The sequence below is a fragment of the Streptomyces sp. T12 genome, assembly GCF_028736035.1.
Taxonomy (GTDB): Bacteria; Actinomycetota; Actinomycetes; order Streptomycetales; family Streptomycetaceae; genus Streptomyces.
On sequence record NZ_CP117866.1, the window covers coordinates 1,029,347 to 1,047,775 of the forward strand.

Below are 18,429 nucleotides of genomic sequence, written 5' to 3' on the forward strand. Positions count from 1 at the left end.
GACCGACCATGCCGTGGGGAGCGCTTCCCGTGGGAGCGCTCCCCTCCGTACTCGCCACCGACCTTCGGACGCACGCACCCCCTGCCAGATGTCAGAAAGCCGAGGTAACCGTCATGCGCCGCAGACTCCTCGCCCTGGTGGCAGCACTCTCCTCACTGCCGCTGGCGCTCGCCGCCGCCCCGCCCGCCCACGCGGCCGACCCGACGACCATGACCAACGGGTTCTACGCGGACCCCGACTCCAGCGCGAAGCGATGGGTCGCCACCAACCCCGGTGACGGCCGCACACCCGCGATCAACGCCTCGATCGCCAACACACCGACGGCCCGCTGGTTCGGCTCCTGGAGCGGCACCATCGGCACCGCCGCCGGCGCGTACGTGGGCGCCGCGGACGCCCGGGACAAGCTGCCCGTCCTGGTCGCCTACAACATCTACAACCGCGACTACTGCGGCGGGCACTCTGCGGGCGGAGCCTCCTCGCCTGCCGCCTACGCGAACTGGATCGCCCAGTTCGCGGGCGGAATCGCCACCCGCCCTGCCGTCGTCGTCCTCGAACCCGACTCCCTCGGGGACTACGGCTGCATGACCCAGGCGCAGATCGACGAACGCGAGAGCATGCTGACCGGAGCGCTCACCGAGTTCAACCGTCAGGCCCCCAACACCTGGGTCTACCTGGACGCCGGCAACCCGGCCTGGGCGAGCGCGGCGACCATGGCCGGGCGCCTCCACGAAGCGGGCCTGCGGCAGGCCCACGGCTTCTCGCTCAACGTCTCCAACTACCTGACCACGGCCGAGAACACCGCCTACGGCAACGCCGTCAACAGGGAACTCGGCGCCCGGTACGGCTACACCAAGCCGTTCGTGGTGGACACCAGTCGCAACGGCAACGGCTCCAACGGCCAGTGGTGCAACCCTTCGGGCCGCCGTATCGGCACCCCCTCCCAGCTGGGCGGAGGCGCCGAGATGCTCTTGTGGATCAAGGTTCCGGGCGAGTCCGACGGCAACTGTGGCGTGGGAACCGGCTCCTCGGCCGGGCAGTTCCTCCCGGAGGTCGCCTACAAGATGGTCTACGGCTACTGATCCGGGTCCGCTCGGGCGCGGGTCCCGCGGCAGGTCAGGGCGAGAGCGTTCCTCCGGCTGCTCGAAGAGGAACTCGCGCTGAGGAGGGAGACGACGTACTCGTGGCCGGACTGGAACAGGCGCCACCCGTCGTGCAGCGGGGCAAGCCTGACGTACACCAACGCCCTCGGACCCAACGGCGTGACGGCGGGTTCGGCGTGGAAGTACACGCCGGCCCGCGGGGCCGGGGGGAACATCTCCCCGTCCAAGGGACGCTACGAGTTCCCCGGTCCGGCCGTCGACCCGCGCAGGGAAGGCCGAGAGGAGGACAGTCCGGACGCCCGCGTCGGACGTCTCACCGAGGGCCCGCTTGCTGTTCGCCCTGCGCGGCCCCTTCCGTCGGCGGCTGACGCGCTGTGTCGGTGAGTTCGCCGGGGGAACGGTCCGCCTGGGTGACGGGGTCTGCATCCCGGCGGTCCGTAGCCGAGCCGAGCAGGCCGCCCGCGACACCGCGAGCGGCCTGCTCTTCGGACTCGATCTACTGACTGCCCGTCAGCTCTCCTCGCCCGCACGCCGCCTGCGCGCGAAGTAGACCGCGGCGGTGCCGACCGCCACGACCGCGAGACCGGCACCCGCGAGGACCGGAGTGCTGCTCGACGCGCCGGTCTCGGCGAGGTCTCCGTTCGCGGTCGGGCTGTTCGCCCCCGTGTCCGTGCCGGACCCGGGCGCGGCCGACTCGCTGGGGGTCGGGGACTCGCCCGCACCGGGCGTGGCCGGCTCGGTGGGGGTCGGTGACGCACCCGCACCGGGCGCGTCGTTCGTAGCGAGCTGCGCCGCGAAGACGCCTGCGATCACCTTGTGGCCGTCGGCGTTGGGGTGCGGGTCCTGCTTCGTGCACGCCCAGGTCAGCTGGCAGATCTTGGCCACGTTCGCCGGCACCTCGCCCGCGCCGGGCACGTTCACCTGGGTGGTGAAGTCGTCCGAGGAGAAGGCCCCGGCCACGTCCGCCACCTTGAAGCCGGTGGACTTGTACACCTGGGCGATCCCGGCGTTGGCGGCCCCGACCAGGGGTGCCGACTCCTTGGCCGCCTGCTGCCCCGGGGCGCCCTGCAACCAGGCCGCCAGGAACGGGTTCTGGTACGTCGAGCCCACGAACTGGGTGTTCTCCGTACCCGCCTTACGGAGCGCGCCCGCGATCTGCGCGAGGTTCTTCGCCATGGTCTGGCTCCGGCTGTTCAGGCACGCCCCGTCGAGGGTGCCGGCCGGGCTGACACAGTTCAGCAGGATGTCGTTCGCGCCCACGCTGAGCGTCACGTAGGCGACCTTGCCCGGGTGCTGGGCCATGGCCTTCAGCGCGGCGTCAAGCTGGGACTTGGCGTTCGGGTAGTCGCACTTCCCGCCGTTGATCAGCGACTCGGTGGTCTCCGCGGTGCAGCCCAGGCGTATGTGCTTCAGTCCGGGGGTGCGCTGCTTGAGCTGCGTGTAGAGCTGGTCGGTGTAGGCGACGTCGGTGTCCTTGTCGACGTCCGGCTGGTAGCCAGAGGCCTGGGAGTCGCCGAGCGAGATGTAGTACGTGGCGTCCTTGCCGCCGGTCGCATCGTCGGCGGCGGCCAGCCCGGGCGTGCTCAGCACGACCGTCATGGCAGAGATGGCCAGCGGGGGGCCGAAACGCTGAAGGGATCTCATCACTTGCGTGCGCTTTCCAGTTGTTGGGGGGTTTGGCTGCCGAAAAGCATTGGCGTGAGACGCGGTTGGAAGCAGCGAAACTCATCCGCACGGTTTTCGGGCATCCAAAGAAAGCCTTGTTGAAGGCATGGGGGAGGATTCTCCCTCCGCGAACTGCGGGATCTGCCCGACTTCGCCTCGGAGGTACGGGCGTCAATCTAGCAAGGCCGATACGTACTTGGATATGGGAGGCCGACAACGTGATGGGCACGACGACACGTGTAACCACCAGAAAGGATCAAGCGGCCGGGAATTGGTCACCAGACTCGCCGGTAGCCATTCATTGAGTGATCAACCAAGCGGTGAATCTCCTCACGGGAAGCCCGCCCAACTGCCCGAACGGAGTCACTCCGGGACGAGCAAAGGCCCTACGGGGCGGCTCCCGGCTACCGGTTGGGGCTGATGGTGAGCGCAGTAGTCGACCTCACGTTCGGCGGACCGAACGCCGCCGATCCGCGGAATGCAGATTCTGGAGGTCAAGCTGCCCGACCCACTCGACGGAACTGACAGCACACGGCAGATCTGCAGATCTGCTCGACCCCGCCTTATTGAACTCGTCGATGAACGCTGCGAGCGATTTGACGGCCGGTCAAACTCGATCAGGAAGGAAGCCGACGCCGCCTTCGAGAGCGGACGGCCGCCGCCCGACGGGACGCGGGTGATGCTGGATCGGCGCCACAGGACCGTTGTTGCCTGCGCCTAACCATTATTCCCGCTGCTTTCGTCATTCTTCCCGTCCGGCCGCGTTCTGGCAGTCGGATGTCTGCCCCCACAGGTCACGTAGCCCGCCGCGTTCGCCGTCCAGGAGCGAGGCGAAGACACGGGGCGAGTCGAAACGAGGCGCGCCGTGGATGACGTAGTGGCGGGCGTCGGGGCGGGGTGCGGCCTCGTCGGCTGCGACGAAGGTGTCGACGACAGTGTCGATGGCCCGGTCGCCGGTGACGTGCACCCCGAGCTGGAATCCGCCTCGTGCGCGATGCGGATCATCTCGCGCAGCTCCTCAGCCCGGAGGGCGGGCGACTCTCCCTGCACGCAGAGGGCTCCGTGGCCGCCGTCCGGGTACGGATCGTTCATCCAGGCCGTACGGTTGGGGGCACTCCGTCGGCGACGATCTTGACGCCGATGACGTTCAGCAGTCGCGGGCCGGCCGGCTCCGGGCGGCGCAGCTCGGCCGGCTCCGGGCGCACGTCGGCGGATCCGCCCATTGGCGCCGGGAGCAGCAGCGCCTCCACGTCGCGGGCTTCATTGATCCACCTGCCGGGGACGAGCTTTTGCTGATCGCCGCCGGAGAAGGCGCCCGCAGGAAGTCCTGGGCGGGCGGGGCGCAGCCCGACGCTCGCAGCCAGGGAGCCGGAGACGCGGCGCTCGGCGCCAAGCGCCTGCACCGGGCGCGGGAGAGCGGCCGGATCGGGGGCAAGGGAATCACGGGAGCGAGTGGCGTGCGCTACTTCCACGGCCGCCGCGCCGAGTTCAACTCCCCGCTTTGTTGCTGCACGGCCTGAGCCGCGCCGCCCTGGATCTCGCCGTTCGCGGACGGCGCGCTGCGGGCCGAGGTCGGTCCGCGCGCCCGAGCACAGGCACGGAACGACCTCGGCCCTGATGTCGGCTCAGCCTCCGTTGATGGTCAGGTTGTTGGTGTTGAAATTGAGTCCGCCGGACGACGAGGTGATCTCGTAGCCGAACTGGACGTCGCCGATGGTCTCGTTGCCGGGCATCCAGCCCTTGGCGTAGGCGATCCACTGGAGGATCGGCTTGATGTCCACGGTGCCGGAGTTGGAGTCGGACGTCCGCAGGAACGAGAACACCTGGTTCGACCCGTTGGTGCCCCGGTAGACGTTCCAGTTGTGACCGCCGAGGTTGACGTTGCCCTCATAGCCGCCGATCGGGCCGACGGCTCCGTTGTAGTTGACCCAGAGCATGATCTCGTACTGGTGGTCCGTGTCCCAGATGTCGTACGACGAGTTGTACGCGCCGGACGACGGGACGCTCACGTTGTAGTTGCTGGTGAGCCAGCCGAGGGAGTCGATCGTCTTGTTGATCGTCTTTGTGGAGTTGGGGTAGGACTTGATGCCGCCGGTGTTGGGGTGGTTGGCCCACACACCCCAGTTGGTCCCGGAGTTGGCCCAGGTGCACTGGCTGCCCGCGCCGGAGCCCCAGATGTTGTTGTAGAGCTTGTAGCCGTCGAGGCTGGTGCTGCTCCACCGGTCGCAGGAGTTCCAGACTGCTGCCGAAGCGGGGGCGGAGGCGAGAGCGACGGTGGCACCGAGAGCCATCGCCGGAGCAAGCACCGCCATGGTGATCTTGCGTATCTTGCTGTTAACCATGGTGTCCCTTCCACGGGTGGGGGGACATGTGGGGGTTGCTACCACGACCCCATACTGAGGACGTGGTCCTCTCCGGCGACGAGGTCGATCGGCTCCGCGTCGCCGGAAGAAGTCCTGAATCCGATACAGACGGTGCGAGTCGGCCTCAGTACCGCCCTCGCCCCGTCGGCCGCCCAGGTCAGATCGGCCTCGGCCGCCTGCTCCATCTCCTCGGCCCAGCGGCCAGGTGTCCTGGCCGAACCACAGCGGCATGAAGTTGCCGGTGGTGAAGCGCCAGAAGTCCAGGAGCTGGGCGGGATTGCGCATGTGGTGCCGTGCTGGACGTCGATGCCGTTCGCGTGCATCAGGTCCGTCAGCGTGCCCGGCCGACCGAATTCCCACGCCCAGGGCTCCGGTTCGAGCGTCGACCACGAGAAGACGCCGAGCGTGACCGAGTTGACGCCGGCCTGCTTCGTCAGCAAGAGGAGGCGGCCCCGCGTCGCATCGCTCAGGTGGGGCATCAGGCGGGTTCTCCGTACTGCACGCCGCGTCCGTTGGTGGAGACGTAGACCCGGCCGTAGACCCTTGGGTCACCGGTGATGGCGGCTCCGGTCCAGCCCCACTGGTGCTGGTCGTCGTTGATCCGCGTCCAGGTCTTCGCCTCGTCGTCGGAGCGGTGGATGGCGTTGAAGCTGTCGACGGCGCCGACCATGTAGATCGCCGGGTAGGAAGCGCCCCTGGCGGCCTTGCCGAAGCCAAGGGTGTGTGCGGCGTGGCAGCTGCTGACCTTGGCGAAGGTCGCGCCTGCGTCGGTCGAGCGGTAGAGCCCGTTCATCTTGAGGCTGAGCCACAGGTCGCCGGTGCGGCCCGGGGCAGCCGTCAGCTGGGACTCGCTGTCGGGCGAGCTCAAGCCGGTGGCCCGGACGGTGAAGGTCCGGCCGCTGTCGGTGCTGGTGAACAGCGTGCCGTTGGTGGTGTCGAAGGCGTAGAAGCGGGTCGGGTCGACGGGGTCCGCGACCGGGGCGGCGCCCTTCGGGAAGGTGGCGACCTCGGACCAGGTGGCGCCGTTGTCGGCCGAGCGGTATCCGGGGTTCGCCGTGCCGAAGGACCACAGCAGCACGCTGCCGTCGGCGTTGGTGGCGATCGGCCCCGGTGCGTCCTTAGCGACGGCGGGCTGCGCCTCGAAGGGGGCCCAGGTCTTGCCGCCGTCGTTCGAGTAGGCGCCGTTGCCGTGGTCGCTCCAGCCCGCCCGGACCACGTACGACGGCTTGGCCGCGGCCAGCGACAGGCCGGTGGAGGTGCCGAACACCGGGTTCGACGCCATGCCGCGCGACGGCGACGCCGTGAGCCGCTCGTGGTACATCACGCCGATGTCCCCGGAGCCGCTGAGCAGGTGGGCCTCACCGGTCGGCGGCGAGAGCAGCTGGCGGATGGACGCCTCCTCCAGGCCGCGGATCTGCGGGGCCCAGTGCTTGAGGTCGCGGGTGCCGTAGAGGGTCGCGCCGGTGCCGTAGACGACGTGCTCCGAGTCGTACGGGTCGAGGGCGAGGGCCTGGATCCACCAGCCGAACTTGGGCTTGTCCTGGCCCCACTTGAGGTAGGGGGTCTCGGAGACGTCGAGGACGGCCCCGTCCTTCAAGGACGTCCAGGTGCGGCCGCCGTTCGTGGAGCGAAAGACGGTGTCGATCTCGGCCCAGCGGTTGTTCGTGGAGACGACGACCGTGCCGGGGCGGCGGGCGTCGACGGCGACACCGCCGTAGCCGAAGGCGTCGGCCGACCCGTCCGTCGCCGTCCCACCCGGCTTCACCGGGGTGACATCCGTCCACTTGCCGTTGACGGTATGCAGTTGGCCCACATCGGCGAACGCACTGCGGCTGCTGTCGAGCGGGGACGCGCAGGCCCCGGCCTCGGCCGCTCCGGCACCCGGCACCCGGCACCCGGCACCCCGAACGCACCAGCCGGAGCGCCGTGGAGCGGGGGCCGAACTAGGCTGGAAGCAGCCGCTGGAAACCAGCCCTGACGGGCACGGCTGTCCGGACGGAGGCGTGGTGCGTGGAGATGGCCGACAAGCAGGATGCCCCCACTGCCGCTGTCGTGGTGGACCCGGACGGCATGGTGAGCGGCTGGAGCGAGGGGGGCCGACTGCTGCTGGGCTGGACGGCGGAGGACACCGTCGGGCGCCCTGTGACCGACCTGCTGGTCGATCCCCCGCCACCCGGCTTCCCTGAGGGCTACGGCGCCGGCCCCGACCCCTCGGGGTTCATCCCCCTGCGCCACCGGGACGGTTCCACGGTGGACGCCGTGGTGACGGCTCACCCGCTGCTCGGCCCCGACGGGCGGGCGCTGGGCCACGTGGTGACCATCCAGCGTTGGGGACGCCGTCCGGTGATCGCCGACCGGGCCTTCGAGCAGTCTCCCTTCGCTCTGGGCGTTTACGACCCCGAGCTGCGGTTCCTGTGGATCAACGCCTCCTCGTGCCGGGTGATCGCGCACTCCGAGGAGCAGGTGCTCGGCAAGAAGTACCGCGAGGTGCTTCCCGAATTCGACCGCACGTTGTTTCCCGAACGGGACGACAAGCCCTACACCGACGCGCTCGCCCAAGTGGCGAGGACGGGCGAGCCCACGCGTCTGATCACCGTCTTCCGCCCGCGCGGCAGCGACTACGCCAACGCCTGGGCCACCAGCATCTGGCCCGTCCGGGATGCCGAGGGCAGGGTACGCGGGATCGCCAACTGGGGATTCGACATGAGCGCCGAGTACTGGGCTCGGCAACGCCTGCTCATCCTCAACCAGGCCAGCGGCGGCATCGGCCGGACACTCGACGTGATCGGCACCGCCCAGGAACTGGCCATGACCCCGGTGCCGAGATTCGTCGACCTCGTCAGCGTGGATCTCTTCGACGAGGTACTGCACGGAGAGGAACCGCCCTCCGTGTCCGCGTTCTCGCCCGGCGAGACGATCAGGCTCAGCCGTGCCGCCCAGCACAGCGCGAAGGACGGCGCCGACCGGGCTCCCGGGCCCACGAAGCCCGTCACGCACCGACCCGGTTCCGTCGCCGCCCGCTGCATGGCCACCGGCAGGTCCACAGTCGAGCTCGCCGCTGACCCCGGCCAGGGCGGCGAGTGGGCCTTCGGGCCTGGGCTCGCCGCCGACCCGGCCCATTGGCCACCGGGCAACCCGGTGATCGACGAGTCCATCGCCGCGGACGGGCTGACGGGCCGGATCACCGTGCCGCTCCGGGCGCGCGGCGCGCTGCTCGGCATCGTCACCTTCTCCCGCCTCGACCGGCCCGAGGCCTTCACCGCCGACGACCTGATCCTCGCCGAGGAGCTGACCGCCAAGGCAGCCGTCGCCATCGACAACGCCCGCCGGTACTCGCGCGAGCGCTCGACCGCGCTGACCCTGCAACGCAGCCTGCTGCCGCAGGGACTGCCGATCCAGGAGGCGGTCGAAGTGGCCTCCCGCTACCTGCCCGGCGGGACCGAGGCGGAAGTGGGCGGTGACTGGTTCGACGTCATTCCGCTGTCCGGCGCCCGGGTCGCCCTGGTCGTCGGCGATGTCGTCGGTCACGGACTGCACGCCTCGGCCAGCATGGGCCGGCTGCGTACGGCGGTCCGCACCCTCGCCGATGTCGACCTGCCGCCGGACGAGCTGCTGACCCACCTGGACGACCTGGTTCTCCACCTCGCCAGCGACCTCCAGCCCGACAGCCACTTCCAGCCCAGCGGCGAGTCCGGCGCCACCTGCCTGTACACCGTCTACGACCCTGTCTCCCGGCGCTTCACGCTGGCGAGCGCCGGCCATCCGCTGCCGCTGATCGTCTCTCCGGACGGCACCAGGACACCCGTAGCCGCACAGCCGGGACCGCCGCTCGGCATCGGTGGGCTGCCTTTCGAGGCCACCGAGCTCGAGCTGCCCGAAGGTAGCCTGCTCGCCCTCTACACCGACGGGCTGGTGGGAAGCCGCGAGCACGACGTCGACCAGCGGATCACCGAACTGCAGCGGGTCCTGGAACACTCGGCCACCTCACTGGAGGCCCTGTGCGACACGGTGATGGACGTCATGCTCCCCGAACGCCGCACCGACGACGCCGCCCTGCTGCTCGCTCGCACTCACGCGCTGGATCCCCACCACGTCGCCGACTGGGACATCGAGCCCGACCCCGCGCAGGTACCGCGCGCCAGGAAGTTCGCCGTCGACAAGGTCGACGCCTGGGGCCTGGAGGAGGCGGCCTTCGTCACCGAACTGGTCGTCAGTGAGCTGGTCACCAACGCCATCAGATACGGCGAGCCGCCGCTCAGGCTGCGGCTGATTCGCGATACGTCCCTGATCTGCGAGGTCTCCGACGCCAGCAACACCGCTCCGCACCTGCGCCGGGCCCGCGCCTTCGACGAGGGCGGCCGCGGCCTGTTGCTCGTCGCCCAGCTCACCCAAGGGTGGGGCACCCGGCACACCACCAACGGCAAGACGATCTGGTGCGCGCAGACCCTCCCCCAGCCTGAGCCGCACTGAGATCCAAGCCCACGGACCGTCGCCGGCCGCGCGGCAGGGCACGGCAACGGCACCGCACCTAGGGTGCGGGAGCCCGCCGCCTCGCGAGGGCCGGCACCACATCCGGGCGACGAGGCCTGGTCGCTGCATGGGTGGTACGGCGCCCCGGACCGTTCAGGAGACGGATGTCCCTGGTCGGACCCGTGCTGCTCTTGGTCGGTCGTGCCGTCACCAGCCTGTCGGCAGACCGGCGATGAACGAGGTGAGCCGGTCGGCGATGAGTCGGTCGTCCTGGGCCGAGTAGTGCCAGTCGCAGCCGAGGAAGTCCAGGCCCGAGTCGTCGAGGAACCAGTAGCGGACCCGGCTGTCGCCGGCGTCGTTGCGCGTCTTGACCACCTGCTGGACATGGCCGGCGTACTGGCCGGCGCCGACCGCCACGATGGTCGTGTCGTCCCCGTAGCGCGACCGCAGCTTCTGGATGAAGTCGTCGTAGGCGGTGCGGTAGCCGGCCGCGAGGCTGTCGGACGTCCACGGCTCACCGGGGTTGATGGCGGTCGAGAAGTCGTTGGTGCCGAGGTTGACCACCACGACCTGGGGGCGCCAGGTGCCCGGGTTCTGCCAGACGTCGCCGGGCACGTTCAGCAGGGCACGGTCGTAGAAGGTCCGGTAGGTGACGTCCCGGGAGCCTCCGTTGTAGTTACGGACCATGCCAAGTCCCGAGTAGCCGTTGATCTGGTAGTCGGCGTTCAGTTGCCGGGCGGTGAGGGCGCCGTAGCTCACGTCGGCGTTGGTGGTCCGCTTGACCTGGTCCCAGGTGCAGGTGCGGGAGGTCGAGAGGTTGCCGTAACCCACCGTGAGGGAGTCGCCGATGAACTCGATCTGGCGGTTGCGGGCGGCCGGTTTGCTCAGCACGGCACCTCCGGGCGCGGCGACGAAGCCTCCGAACACGCTGGTGTCCCCTGGAGTGTCGTTGCGCTTGACGAGCCGGACGGTGTGCGTGCTGTTGGACAGGCCGTTGATCCAGTGCGTGGTGTTGCCGGGCGTGACGAGCGTGGCAACGGTGGATCCATCGATCTGGACGTCGTAGTCGGCAGCGGAGTCGTTGAGCACGATGCCCACGCCGGTCCCGCTGACGCGGCCCTCGAAGTACACGCCGGGCCAGCTGTACTGCACCGTGTTCCCGGCGTCCTTGACCCTTCCCGCGGTGTGCGCCTGTGCCGTCACTCCCGTCGCGCGGACCAGTTGGCACTGCTGGTTGGCGCCGCCCCAGTCGGCGAACTGCACGACCTTGGCGCCGTCCGCGGTGGAGGCGTTCTGCACCTCGACCGCCTTGCCGCTGTTGCGGTTGACCAGCACACATGACGCGCTCGTGTCCACGGTGGCCGCCTGTGCCGTCCCGGCGGCACCCAACCCGGTCAGGAGCGTTGCCATCAGGGCGGTCACCGCGGCGAGCACGGCCGCTCGCCTCCCGCGTCGCCGCCACGGAACGCTGAGTGTCATATACGTGCCCTGCATCCTTGTCTCCTTCACCGAGTGGGTCAGCCGGTCCACCGAAGGCAGGCCCCAGCCGCGTCGAGACCGAACCATTGGCCGGACCTGCCGTTACGGATCACCTGCGAGCGGCGGGCCTCATCGGCGGTCACCGCCGATCACGCGTGAATGGCGAGGCCTTCGAATGGCCACCATGAGTCGCCGTCCCGGACGCCCGGAGCACGAGCGGGGTGAAGCGCGCTCGGCTCAGTACCGCGGAGCAGCCCCGAGTTGGCGCCGTCGCGGATCTCGATCGCGCTGCCACCATGCGTATCGGCGGTGCCCGCACGTGCCCTCCCCGGTGACGCGCCGTCGGCTCGGAGAAGGCGTCTGGTCACTCCAGGCGCTCCGGACGCGATTCTCCGGCGCACACCATATTGTCGAAGCGCTTCGAATGTAACCGGCTGCGACGCTTGCATCTCAGGTCCGTAGGTATGGAGCTACGGCGGACGATCGGCGGGGCTATGTCGAAGCGCTTGATCATTTGATCCGGGCCCTCAAACGATGCGGCACGCCTGTCGCGTTGTGCCACCCACGTATCGGCATCGCGGCGGGCGAACAACCGCGGTGTCCGGACACGCGCAGATCGCGGCCACGTGAGTCCGGCCGCGCGCGACCAGGTGGTCGGTCGTCTCGCATGCTCCGCCGAGCTCCAGCGGGCGCTCCCCGGGCGGAGCCGCCACGCCGTCCGCCCAGGCGACCTCGATCGCGCAGTTCGCCCGCGGGTCACCAACCGCCCGGCCGTCCTCCTCCTCGCACCGGACTCCCTCCCGGACCACGCCTGCATGCCCCAGGCCCACATAGACGAGCGCGAGGACGTCATCGCCGGCGCCCTCGCCCGGTTCAGCAGTTCCAGCGCCGGGTCAAGGACGAGAGCTGTCCTCCACCTTCTCGAAGAAGAACTCGTGCTTGAGGAAGGAGACGTCGTACTCGTGACCGGACTGAGGCGGCAGCAGTTGGGAGGCCTGGAACAGGCGCCACCCGTCGAGCAGTGCGGCAAGCCCTGTGGGATAGGGCGGCTCGTCGCTGTCACCGGTCGTCGGGTGGGTCCGGCCGGTCCCGTCGTATCGGGACCAGCCCACGACGTGGGAGTCCAGCGTCGACGTCGCGAGATAGAGGACCAGAACCTGCTGCCTCATGCGTGACTCCTCAAGGTGGGCCGGTTGCTGACGCGCGTGACCCAGTACTCGACGTCGAACGAGTCGTCACCGGTCAGGGCCCGCCAAAGGAGGACCCGGTTGTAGATCTCCAGTCGGGCCGTGGCCTGCTCGTACCAGGGGAAGTACGTGTTGAGTTCCGCGGTCACCGCGGGGTCGTGCAGGTCGGAGACGTCCCACAGACGCACCTGCGGCACGGTCGGGTTGAGGCGGAGTTTGTACATGTAGCGACGGCGCGCGGTGTCGTTGCGGCGGCCACTGTGCCAGATGCCGTGGTGCAGGAGAACGACCGTGCCTGCCGGGCAGGTCAGACGGGTCTGCCCCCTGAGGTTCTGGACGCGGCCGACATCCGTCTCGTTGATCCTGCGCAGATGGCTTCCGGGCACACTGAGGGTGCCGCCCATCTCGGCGGTCACCTCGTGCGGGTAGTACATGAGCTGGATGTCGAACGCGTCCGGCCGCACGTCGATGATCGCGTCTCCGTGGAGCGGCTGCGCCTGTCCCTCGTGCGGCTCGCGCACATGAACCGCATGGTGGTCGACGGTCGGCCCGGGGCCGACCAGGCTCTCGACGGCGCCTGCGGCGACCGGAAGGTCGAGCAGCTCGTGGACGAACGTGTCCCGCGCGAACGCCCCGTCCAGCGGAGTGCCGTAGGCCACTTCCGGCAGGCCCTGCGGCAAGGCCGCGATGGCCCGTTCGTTGATCTCTTGCGGCACCACCCCGTCCAGGCGCAGATATCCCTGCGCGACGAAGCGCGCCACCTGAACCGATGTCAGGAGTTGCTGGCTGGTTGACATGCGACGAACGTACGGGCCCTGTCCGGATCGGTCGTGGGCTGAAATCGTCCAGTGCTGGTAATTTTCCATCCTCGTGAAGCACGCGACACTACGCATCGACGAGGCGCCCACCGTGGCCAATGCCGGCATCGGGGTGCACGGCGTCTCCACCGCCCACGACGTCTTCCGGCTGCCCGACCTGTGGCAGCTGCACCTCTACCACTACGACGGTGCACTGTCCCTCGGGCAGTCGGTCCACCCCATACGCCCCGGCCACGTCAGCCTCGTGCCACCGAACACCGAGGTGCACTTCCACTACAGGGGCAGGTCGGAGCACTTCTACGTCCACCTGCGGCTGCACGACGGCGGAACCGCGCGCATGGTCCCGGTGATGCAGGACGCCGCGACGGAGAGCACGCGCCTGGCCGATCTCCTCCGAAACGCCGTGACAGCCATGCCGACCTCTCCCCCGCGAGCCACGGCCGAGGTCTGGACCGCTCTGTGGCGCATCGCCGAGTTGCCGAGGGGCGATGAAACCAGGCGCCGCCACCCCTTCGTGACCGCCGCACAGGCCTACGTCGAGGAACACCTGGCCGGCCCGCTGTCCGTACCGGACGTCGCTCGCGCCGTCGGAATCTCCCACACCCACCTGACGCGTGTGTTCCGCGCCGAAACCGGCCTCACAGTCGTGTCGTACATACGGCACCGACGCCTTCAACGCGCCCGCCACCTCCTGTTGTCCTCCACCCTGGCCATCACCGCCATCGCCGCGGCCGTGGGCATCGCCGATCTCCAGGCCTTCAACAAGGCCTGCCGCCGTGAACTCGGCGCGAGCCCGCGTGACATACGCGCGGCTGCCCCTGCGGGGCCGAACGGCCCAGGCCCGTGAGCGGGCACCGGACGACAGCCGCCGCGGACAGGGCGGACAGGGCCGCGCCGCGCAACCTGATCATCCCTGAGCCGGCGAGGCACCTCACCGTGCGGAAGCGCGGCCCTGCTCGGCGAAGGCGCCGACCACGCCCCTGGCCCGGCCTCACCGAGGTCGCACGATCACTGGCCGGTGACGACGCCTGACAGCTCGTTCGTGCTCTCAGGCAGGGTCACGGACGTGACCTTCTTGCCAGATTCGATGTCGATGGCGTACAGCATGCGCTTGCCCGACTCGGAGACGTACGCGGTGTGCTCACGGCGCCAAGCTACGGATCAGCGATGACAGCGCAGGTTTCCACACCCTGATGGAACTGCTTGCCCGACACGGCGACAGTGCCGAGGACCCAATCCCGGTCGCCATCGAGACCCCCGTGGGCTGCTCGTCGCCGGCTTGCGCGCCACCGGCCGCAGGATCGACGCGATCAACCCACTGGCCGCCGCCCGCTACCGCGATCGCGCCAGTGTCTCCCGAGTCAAGTCCGACGCAGCTGACGCCCGGGTCCTGGCCGACATTCTGCGGACCGACCGGCACGCCCACCGCCCCCTTCCTGACGACAGCGAAGCCGGGCAGGCCGTCACCGTCCTGGCCCGCGTGATTCTCACGCCGCACCCACGCCTGCGTCAGCGGCCCTTGATGGAGCCGGTGCCGGTCCGCGAGCGTGGTGAGGATGCGCTGATAGTCCACCGACAGCACCGACCAGGCCAGTCCCTCACGCCATACCGGCACCTGCGACTTCGGTCTCGCCGCCTGCCCGGGCGCCGGGCGCGGGTCCGTGTCCTGCGGGCCGGGGGCGGCCTCTTGATCAGAGATGTTGCCGTTGTCCGGAGCCAGGACGGTGCACACCCGCCTGCGGGCGATCGCCCACTCCGCCCAGTCCGACATGAGATGTCTTCGACTGCTCGGCCACCGCCTGGTCACGCGTGGGCACCAAGGTGCCGTCCACAATGAGCACAGTGCCCTCACGGAACCGTCGGCGCGCGGCCGCAGCGCGAGCGGTACCTACTGGGACGACCACGCACCGAACCCAGTCCCGGCACCGCGCTCACCCGCCCAGAGACCGAGTCGCATCGACCGGCTCGGCCTTCGTTCGGGCCACTTGCCGCAGCGAAGCTCAGGGCCCGATCCGCCCCTGATGCCCGAGTTCTACGGAGCGTAGTCAGCACCAAGTCAGCACGGGAGAGGCGAACACGGGTGATGACGTGGGAATTTAGTCGGCACCAAACCAGCACGGGAGTCAGCAGGCCACCGTCAAATCACCCTCAACTGCGCTTCCCGGACAGCACCAATTTCGCCCTCTCCTGACCTCTCAGCCGCCGCGCCGCGAGCAGGCATGGTGGCCCCACGCATAACCTCAGCCCGAACTATGTTGCCCCACCACATGTGCGCCTGACCTGCACGTTTCTACGGTGTGCGAACACGTACCCGCCCCCACCGCACACGAGGAAGTGGCGCACATGGCCTCCGGAACCACCGCTCCCCCACCACCCGCGAACCTCCGTCGCATCGTCGCCGCCAGCCTCATCGGCACCACCATCGAGTGGTACGACTTCTTCCTCTACGGCTCAGTCGCGCCTGCAGGCACCGACAGTGCCCATGCCAGCCCGTCCGGCGTCGGCTCCACGTGATGGGTCATCGGAATCGTCTCAGCGTCAACGAGGGCGAGAGAACCTGCAGCTCAGGAGCATCTCTTCGGCTCGCTGAACGTACCTTCAGGGGCCCGGAGCGTCACATGAGCGTCACGGCCACCGCCTGCGGTGGCTTACCCACTGCCGATCCCGGCGAGTGCCTTGCGCAGCCGCTCGGCGTGATCGGCCGGCACCGCCCTCCGCAGAGCGACGCCGCGGCGGTGGCATGACTGGGGAAGCTCATGCCACCACCGAGGGGATCGGGGCGGAAGCGGGTACTTCTTCCTCCTAAGACGCCGTGACGCGGTCCGGCGTGTGTGTCCCGTTCCGTGCGGCCCGGCGCTGGCGGACCACGGCGAAGACCACCACACCCAAGGCCACCAGGGTGGAGAGGACGACCTGGTCGCGGCCGCCGCCGTCGGCCGTGTCGGTGAGCATGTAGCCCAGGACGAAGGTGATGAGGGCGATGGTGGCCCAGGTCAGGTAGGGGTAGAGCCACATCCGTACGACCAGCTTCTCCGGGGACTCCCGCTCGATGATCTTGCGCATCCGCAGCTGGGAGAAGCAGATCACCAGCCAGACGAACAGGGCGATCGCGCCGGAGGAGTTGAGCAGGAACTGGAAGACAGTGTCCGGCCACAGGTAGTTGAAGGCGACCGCGACGAAGCCGAAGACCACCGAGGCCAGGATGGCCGAGCGCGGGACGCCACGGTCCGTCGTCCGACCGAAGGCAGCCGGGGCGTCGCTGCGGCGGCCGAGGGAGAAGGCCATGCGGGAGGCCGTGTACAGGCCGGAGTTGAGACAGGACAGCACCGAGGTCAGCACGATGGCGTTCATGATCTGGCCGGCGTGCGGGATGCCGACGGAGCTGAGGGCGGCGACGTACGAGCCGTCCTTGAGGATGGCCGGGTCGTCCCAGCGCAACAGCGAGACCACGATCAGGATCGAGCCCAGGTAGAACACGGCGATCCGCCAGATGACGCTGTTGGTGGCCTTGGTGACGGCGGCCTGCGGGTTCGCGGTCTCACCCGCCGCCAGCGTGACGATCTCGCTGCCCATGAAGGAGAAGACGACCATCAGGACGCCGGTGAGTATCGCCCCTGGTCCGTTCGGTAGAAAGCCGCCGTGCGCCGTGAGGTTGGAGAAGCCGCTCGCCGGGTGGTCCGAGCCGGGCAGCAGACCGAAGATGGCGAGGCCGCCGACCACGATGAACGCGGCGATCGCGACGACCTTGATGCCGGCGAACCAGAACTCGAACTCACCGTAGGAGCTCACCGAGGCCAGATTGGTGGCGGTGAGGACGACCATGACGATCAGGGCCCAGCCCCACTGCGGGACCGCCGGTATCCAGCCGGCCAGGATCTTGGCCCCGGCGGTCGCCTCGACGGCGAGCACCACGACCCAGAAGAACCAGTACAGCCAGCCGATGGTGAAGCCGGCCCACCGGCCCAGCGCGCGGTCGGCGTAGGCGGAGAACGAGCCGGAGGTGGGGTTGGCCGCGGCCATCTCACCGAGCATGCGCATCACGAGGACGACCAGGACGCCGACGAGGGCGTACGAGATCAGGATGCCGGGGCCGGCGGCGGCGATGCCGGAGCCGGAGCCGACGAACAGGCCGGCGCCGATGACACCGCCGATCGCGATCATCGACAGATGGCGGTTCTTCAGTCCGGCCTGCAGGCCGGACTCGGGCTCTGTGGGAGGGCTTTTGGGGACGGTTGTGGTCATCTCGACATCCATGGAGGGAGTGCGGACCAGGGCCCCTGGAAATTAGTTCAGTACGATCTAAAAGAACAAGACTTGTTTAACTGTTCACCTTGCTCTATTTTTCGTGCAGCGTGTACGGCGACTGCCGTCCTCCGTGACTGCCACCGCGCCGTTCCCGTCTCGTCCCCGTCTCGGCCCCTTGTCGTCCCCTTGTCGTCCCCGTGTTCCGGTCCCCTGGGGAGCCCCCATGCACCACACCGCGGCATGGTCGCGAGAACCCTCCGTGCGGATGCCGTCGCCGTGGGCCCTGCCCGCGCTCGACAGGCCGTTAGGGTGGCGTCGTGGTGAATGCAGCGGGCAAGTTCGGTCCCTACAACCAGCCGGTGCCCGCGCGGTCCGCGCCGGTCGGCGGGGCATGGGACACCCGCGTCCTGGCCGGCCGGGGCCCCACGGGAGCGGAGCTCGTCCGGTCCAGGATCGCCCTGCGGGTCCGCCTGAGGTCCGTGGCGCCGGGAGACCGGTTGCCGGACGCGGGCGTCCTCGCCGAGGAACTGGGAATCAGTGAGATCACCGTGCGCCGCGCGCTGGAGGCCATGTGCCAGGACGGCCTGCTCGACCGCCGGCGGGGCCGGGCGGGCGGGACCTTCGTCGCCGCCGACTGGGACGCGGTCGTCGCCGTACTGCACGACGCCGACGAGGCGGCCGCGTTGGAATCCTTCCATCTGCTGCTCGAATGCGGTCTCGTGGCGCACAACACGGGCGAGGTCCCGGACGGGCGACTCGACGGGCTGCGGGCACTGGTCGAGGAGATGGACCTGGTCGAGGATCCGGCCCGGCTGCTGGAGCTGGAGACCCGCTTCCACCTCGGCCTCGCGGAGGCCCTCGGCGGCGCCGGGATCCGTGAGTTCGCGGCCGACCTGCTCGGCCGGCAGTGCCTGCTGGGGCCCGCGCCGGACCCCGCGGTCGTACGAGCCCGCAACCGCTGCCACGCCGACCTGCTCGACGAGCTCACCCGCGGCGCGATGGACCCGGCGGTACACGCGGTGAAGGCACACCGGCACGCCGGCCTGCACTGATCTCTTCTCTTCCTTCCCTTCCCCGTGTCGTCATCCCCCAGAAGGAGCTG

Annotated in this window: 14 protein-coding genes and 5 pseudogenes; 6 read left to right on the forward strand and 13 right to left on the reverse strand. The window is 69.4% G+C overall.

The window, feature by feature from the left end:
* The first annotated feature begins 113 nt into the window (after positions 1-113).
* Positions 114-1,079: a glycoside hydrolase family 6 protein gene (locus PBV52_RS04540; RefSeq protein WP_274236964.1), complete on the forward strand. Its 966-nt coding sequence runs from the start codon at positions 114-116 to the stop codon at positions 1,077-1,079.
* On the opposite strand, the gene PBV52_RS04545 is transcribed toward PBV52_RS04540, so the two are convergent.
* The 7 genes and pseudogenes from PBV52_RS04545 to PBV52_RS04570 all read right to left on the reverse strand — a co-directional run.
* A complete protein-coding gene (locus PBV52_RS04545; protein ID WP_274236965.1) occupies positions 1,073-1,315 on the reverse strand; it encodes a hypothetical protein in 243 nt (80 codons plus the stop codon). The two genes, PBV52_RS04540 and PBV52_RS04545, sit on opposite strands and share 7 nt — an antisense overlap.
* A gap of 295 nt (positions 1,316-1,610) precedes the next feature.
* Positions 1,611-2,699, reverse strand: a complete 1,089-nt coding sequence (locus PBV52_RS04550) for an SGNH/GDSL hydrolase family protein (protein ID WP_274236966.1) — start codon at positions 2,697-2,699, stop codon at positions 1,611-1,613.
* Positions 2,700-3,507: 808 nt separating this feature from the next.
* Complete coding sequence (locus PBV52_RS51635; RefSeq protein ID WP_373921826.1) at positions 3,508-3,732, reverse strand: hypothetical protein; 225 nt, start codon at positions 3,730-3,732, stop codon at positions 3,508-3,510.
* A 121-nt stretch (positions 3,733-3,853) separates the two neighbouring features.
* The gene (locus PBV52_RS51640) at positions 3,854-4,168 is read right to left on the reverse strand and encodes a hypothetical protein (protein ID WP_373921827.1); all 315 of its coding nucleotides are present in this window, start codon (positions 4,166-4,168) and stop codon (positions 3,854-3,856) included.
* Positions 4,169-4,390: 222 nt separating this feature from the next.
* Positions 4,391-5,107 carry a hypothetical protein gene (locus PBV52_RS04560; RefSeq protein WP_274236967.1) on the reverse strand — a complete coding sequence of 239 codons (717 nt, stop codon included), beginning with the start codon at positions 5,105-5,107 and terminating at the stop codon, positions 4,391-4,393.
* Between the two features lie 254 nt (positions 5,108-5,361).
* Positions 5,362-5,607 (reverse strand): annotated as a pseudogene (locus tag PBV52_RS51645) (beta-galactosidase); the annotation flags it as partial.
* Positions 5,607-6,926: pseudogene (locus PBV52_RS04570) on the reverse strand (WD40/YVTN/BNR-like repeat-containing protein); the annotation flags it as partial. The pseudogenes PBV52_RS04570 and PBV52_RS51645, both read right to left, overlap by 1 nt.
* Before the next feature lie 218 nt (positions 6,927-7,144).
* Between PBV52_RS04570 and PBV52_RS04575 the strand changes: the two are divergent.
* Positions 7,145-9,598 carry a SpoIIE family protein phosphatase gene (locus tag PBV52_RS04575; protein WP_274236969.1) on the forward strand — a complete coding sequence of 818 codons (2,454 nt, stop codon included), beginning with the start codon at positions 7,145-7,147 and terminating at the stop codon, positions 9,596-9,598.
* Positions 9,599-9,805: 207 nt separating this feature from the next.
* Here the strand turns inward: PBV52_RS04575 and PBV52_RS04580 are convergent, their stop codons facing one another.
* The 3 genes from PBV52_RS04580 to PBV52_RS04590 form a co-directional block, all read right to left on the reverse strand.
* Positions 9,806-11,092, reverse strand: a complete 1,287-nt coding sequence (locus tag PBV52_RS04580) for a GDSL-type esterase/lipase family protein (protein WP_274236970.1) — start codon at positions 11,090-11,092, stop codon at positions 9,806-9,808.
* Between the two features lie 878 nt (positions 11,093-11,970).
* Positions 11,971-12,246 carry a hypothetical protein gene (locus PBV52_RS04585; protein WP_274236971.1) on the reverse strand — a complete coding sequence of 92 codons (276 nt, stop codon included), beginning with the start codon at positions 12,244-12,246 and terminating at the stop codon, positions 11,971-11,973.
* Positions 12,243-13,061, reverse strand: coding sequence for a phytanoyl-CoA dioxygenase family protein (locus PBV52_RS04590; protein WP_274236972.1), 819 nt, complete (start codon positions 13,059-13,061; stop codon positions 12,243-12,245). Before PBV52_RS04590 ends, PBV52_RS04585 begins: the two co-directional genes overlap by 4 nt.
* A 73-nt stretch (positions 13,062-13,134) precedes the next feature.
* Between PBV52_RS04590 and PBV52_RS04595 the strand changes: the two genes are divergently transcribed.
* Together PBV52_RS04595 and PBV52_RS04600 are read left to right on the forward strand one after the other, a co-directional pair.
* The gene (locus tag PBV52_RS04595) at positions 13,135-13,929 is read left to right on the forward strand and encodes an AraC family transcriptional regulator (protein ID WP_274236973.1); all 795 of its coding nucleotides are present in this window, start codon (positions 13,135-13,137) and stop codon (positions 13,927-13,929) included.
* Between the two features lie 301 nt (positions 13,930-14,230).
* Positions 14,231-14,562: pseudogene (locus PBV52_RS04600) on the forward strand (transposase); the annotation flags it as partial.
* A 27-nt stretch (positions 14,563-14,589) separates the two neighbouring features.
* Here the strand turns inward: PBV52_RS04600 and PBV52_RS04605 are convergent.
* Positions 14,590-14,853, reverse strand: a pseudogene (locus PBV52_RS04605) (hypothetical protein); the annotation flags it as partial.
* 7 nt (positions 14,854-14,860) lie between these two features.
* A pseudogene (locus PBV52_RS04610) lies at positions 14,861-14,959 on the reverse strand (IS5/IS1182 family transposase); the annotation flags it as partial.
* A 466-nt stretch (positions 14,960-15,425) separates the two neighbouring features.
* Between PBV52_RS04610 and PBV52_RS04615 the strand changes: the two are divergent.
* On the forward strand, positions 15,426-15,596 hold the full coding sequence (locus tag PBV52_RS04615; RefSeq protein ID WP_274250015.1) for a hypothetical protein: 171 nt from the start codon (positions 15,426-15,428) through the stop codon (positions 15,594-15,596).
* 288 nt (positions 15,597-15,884) lie between these two features.
* Here the strand turns inward: PBV52_RS04615 and PBV52_RS04620 are convergent, their stop codons facing one another.
* Complete coding sequence (locus PBV52_RS04620) at positions 15,885-17,324, reverse strand: amino acid permease (protein WP_274236974.1); 1,440 nt, start codon at positions 17,322-17,324, stop codon at positions 15,885-15,887.
* A 320-nt stretch (positions 17,325-17,644) separates the two neighbouring features.
* Here PBV52_RS04620 and PBV52_RS04625 point away from each other — a divergent pair, with 320 nt between their 5' ends.
* Positions 17,645-18,379: a FadR/GntR family transcriptional regulator gene (locus tag PBV52_RS04625; RefSeq protein ID WP_274236975.1), complete on the forward strand. Its 735-nt coding sequence runs from the start codon at positions 17,645-17,647 to the stop codon at positions 18,377-18,379.
* Positions 18,380-18,429: the final 50 nt, after the last annotated feature.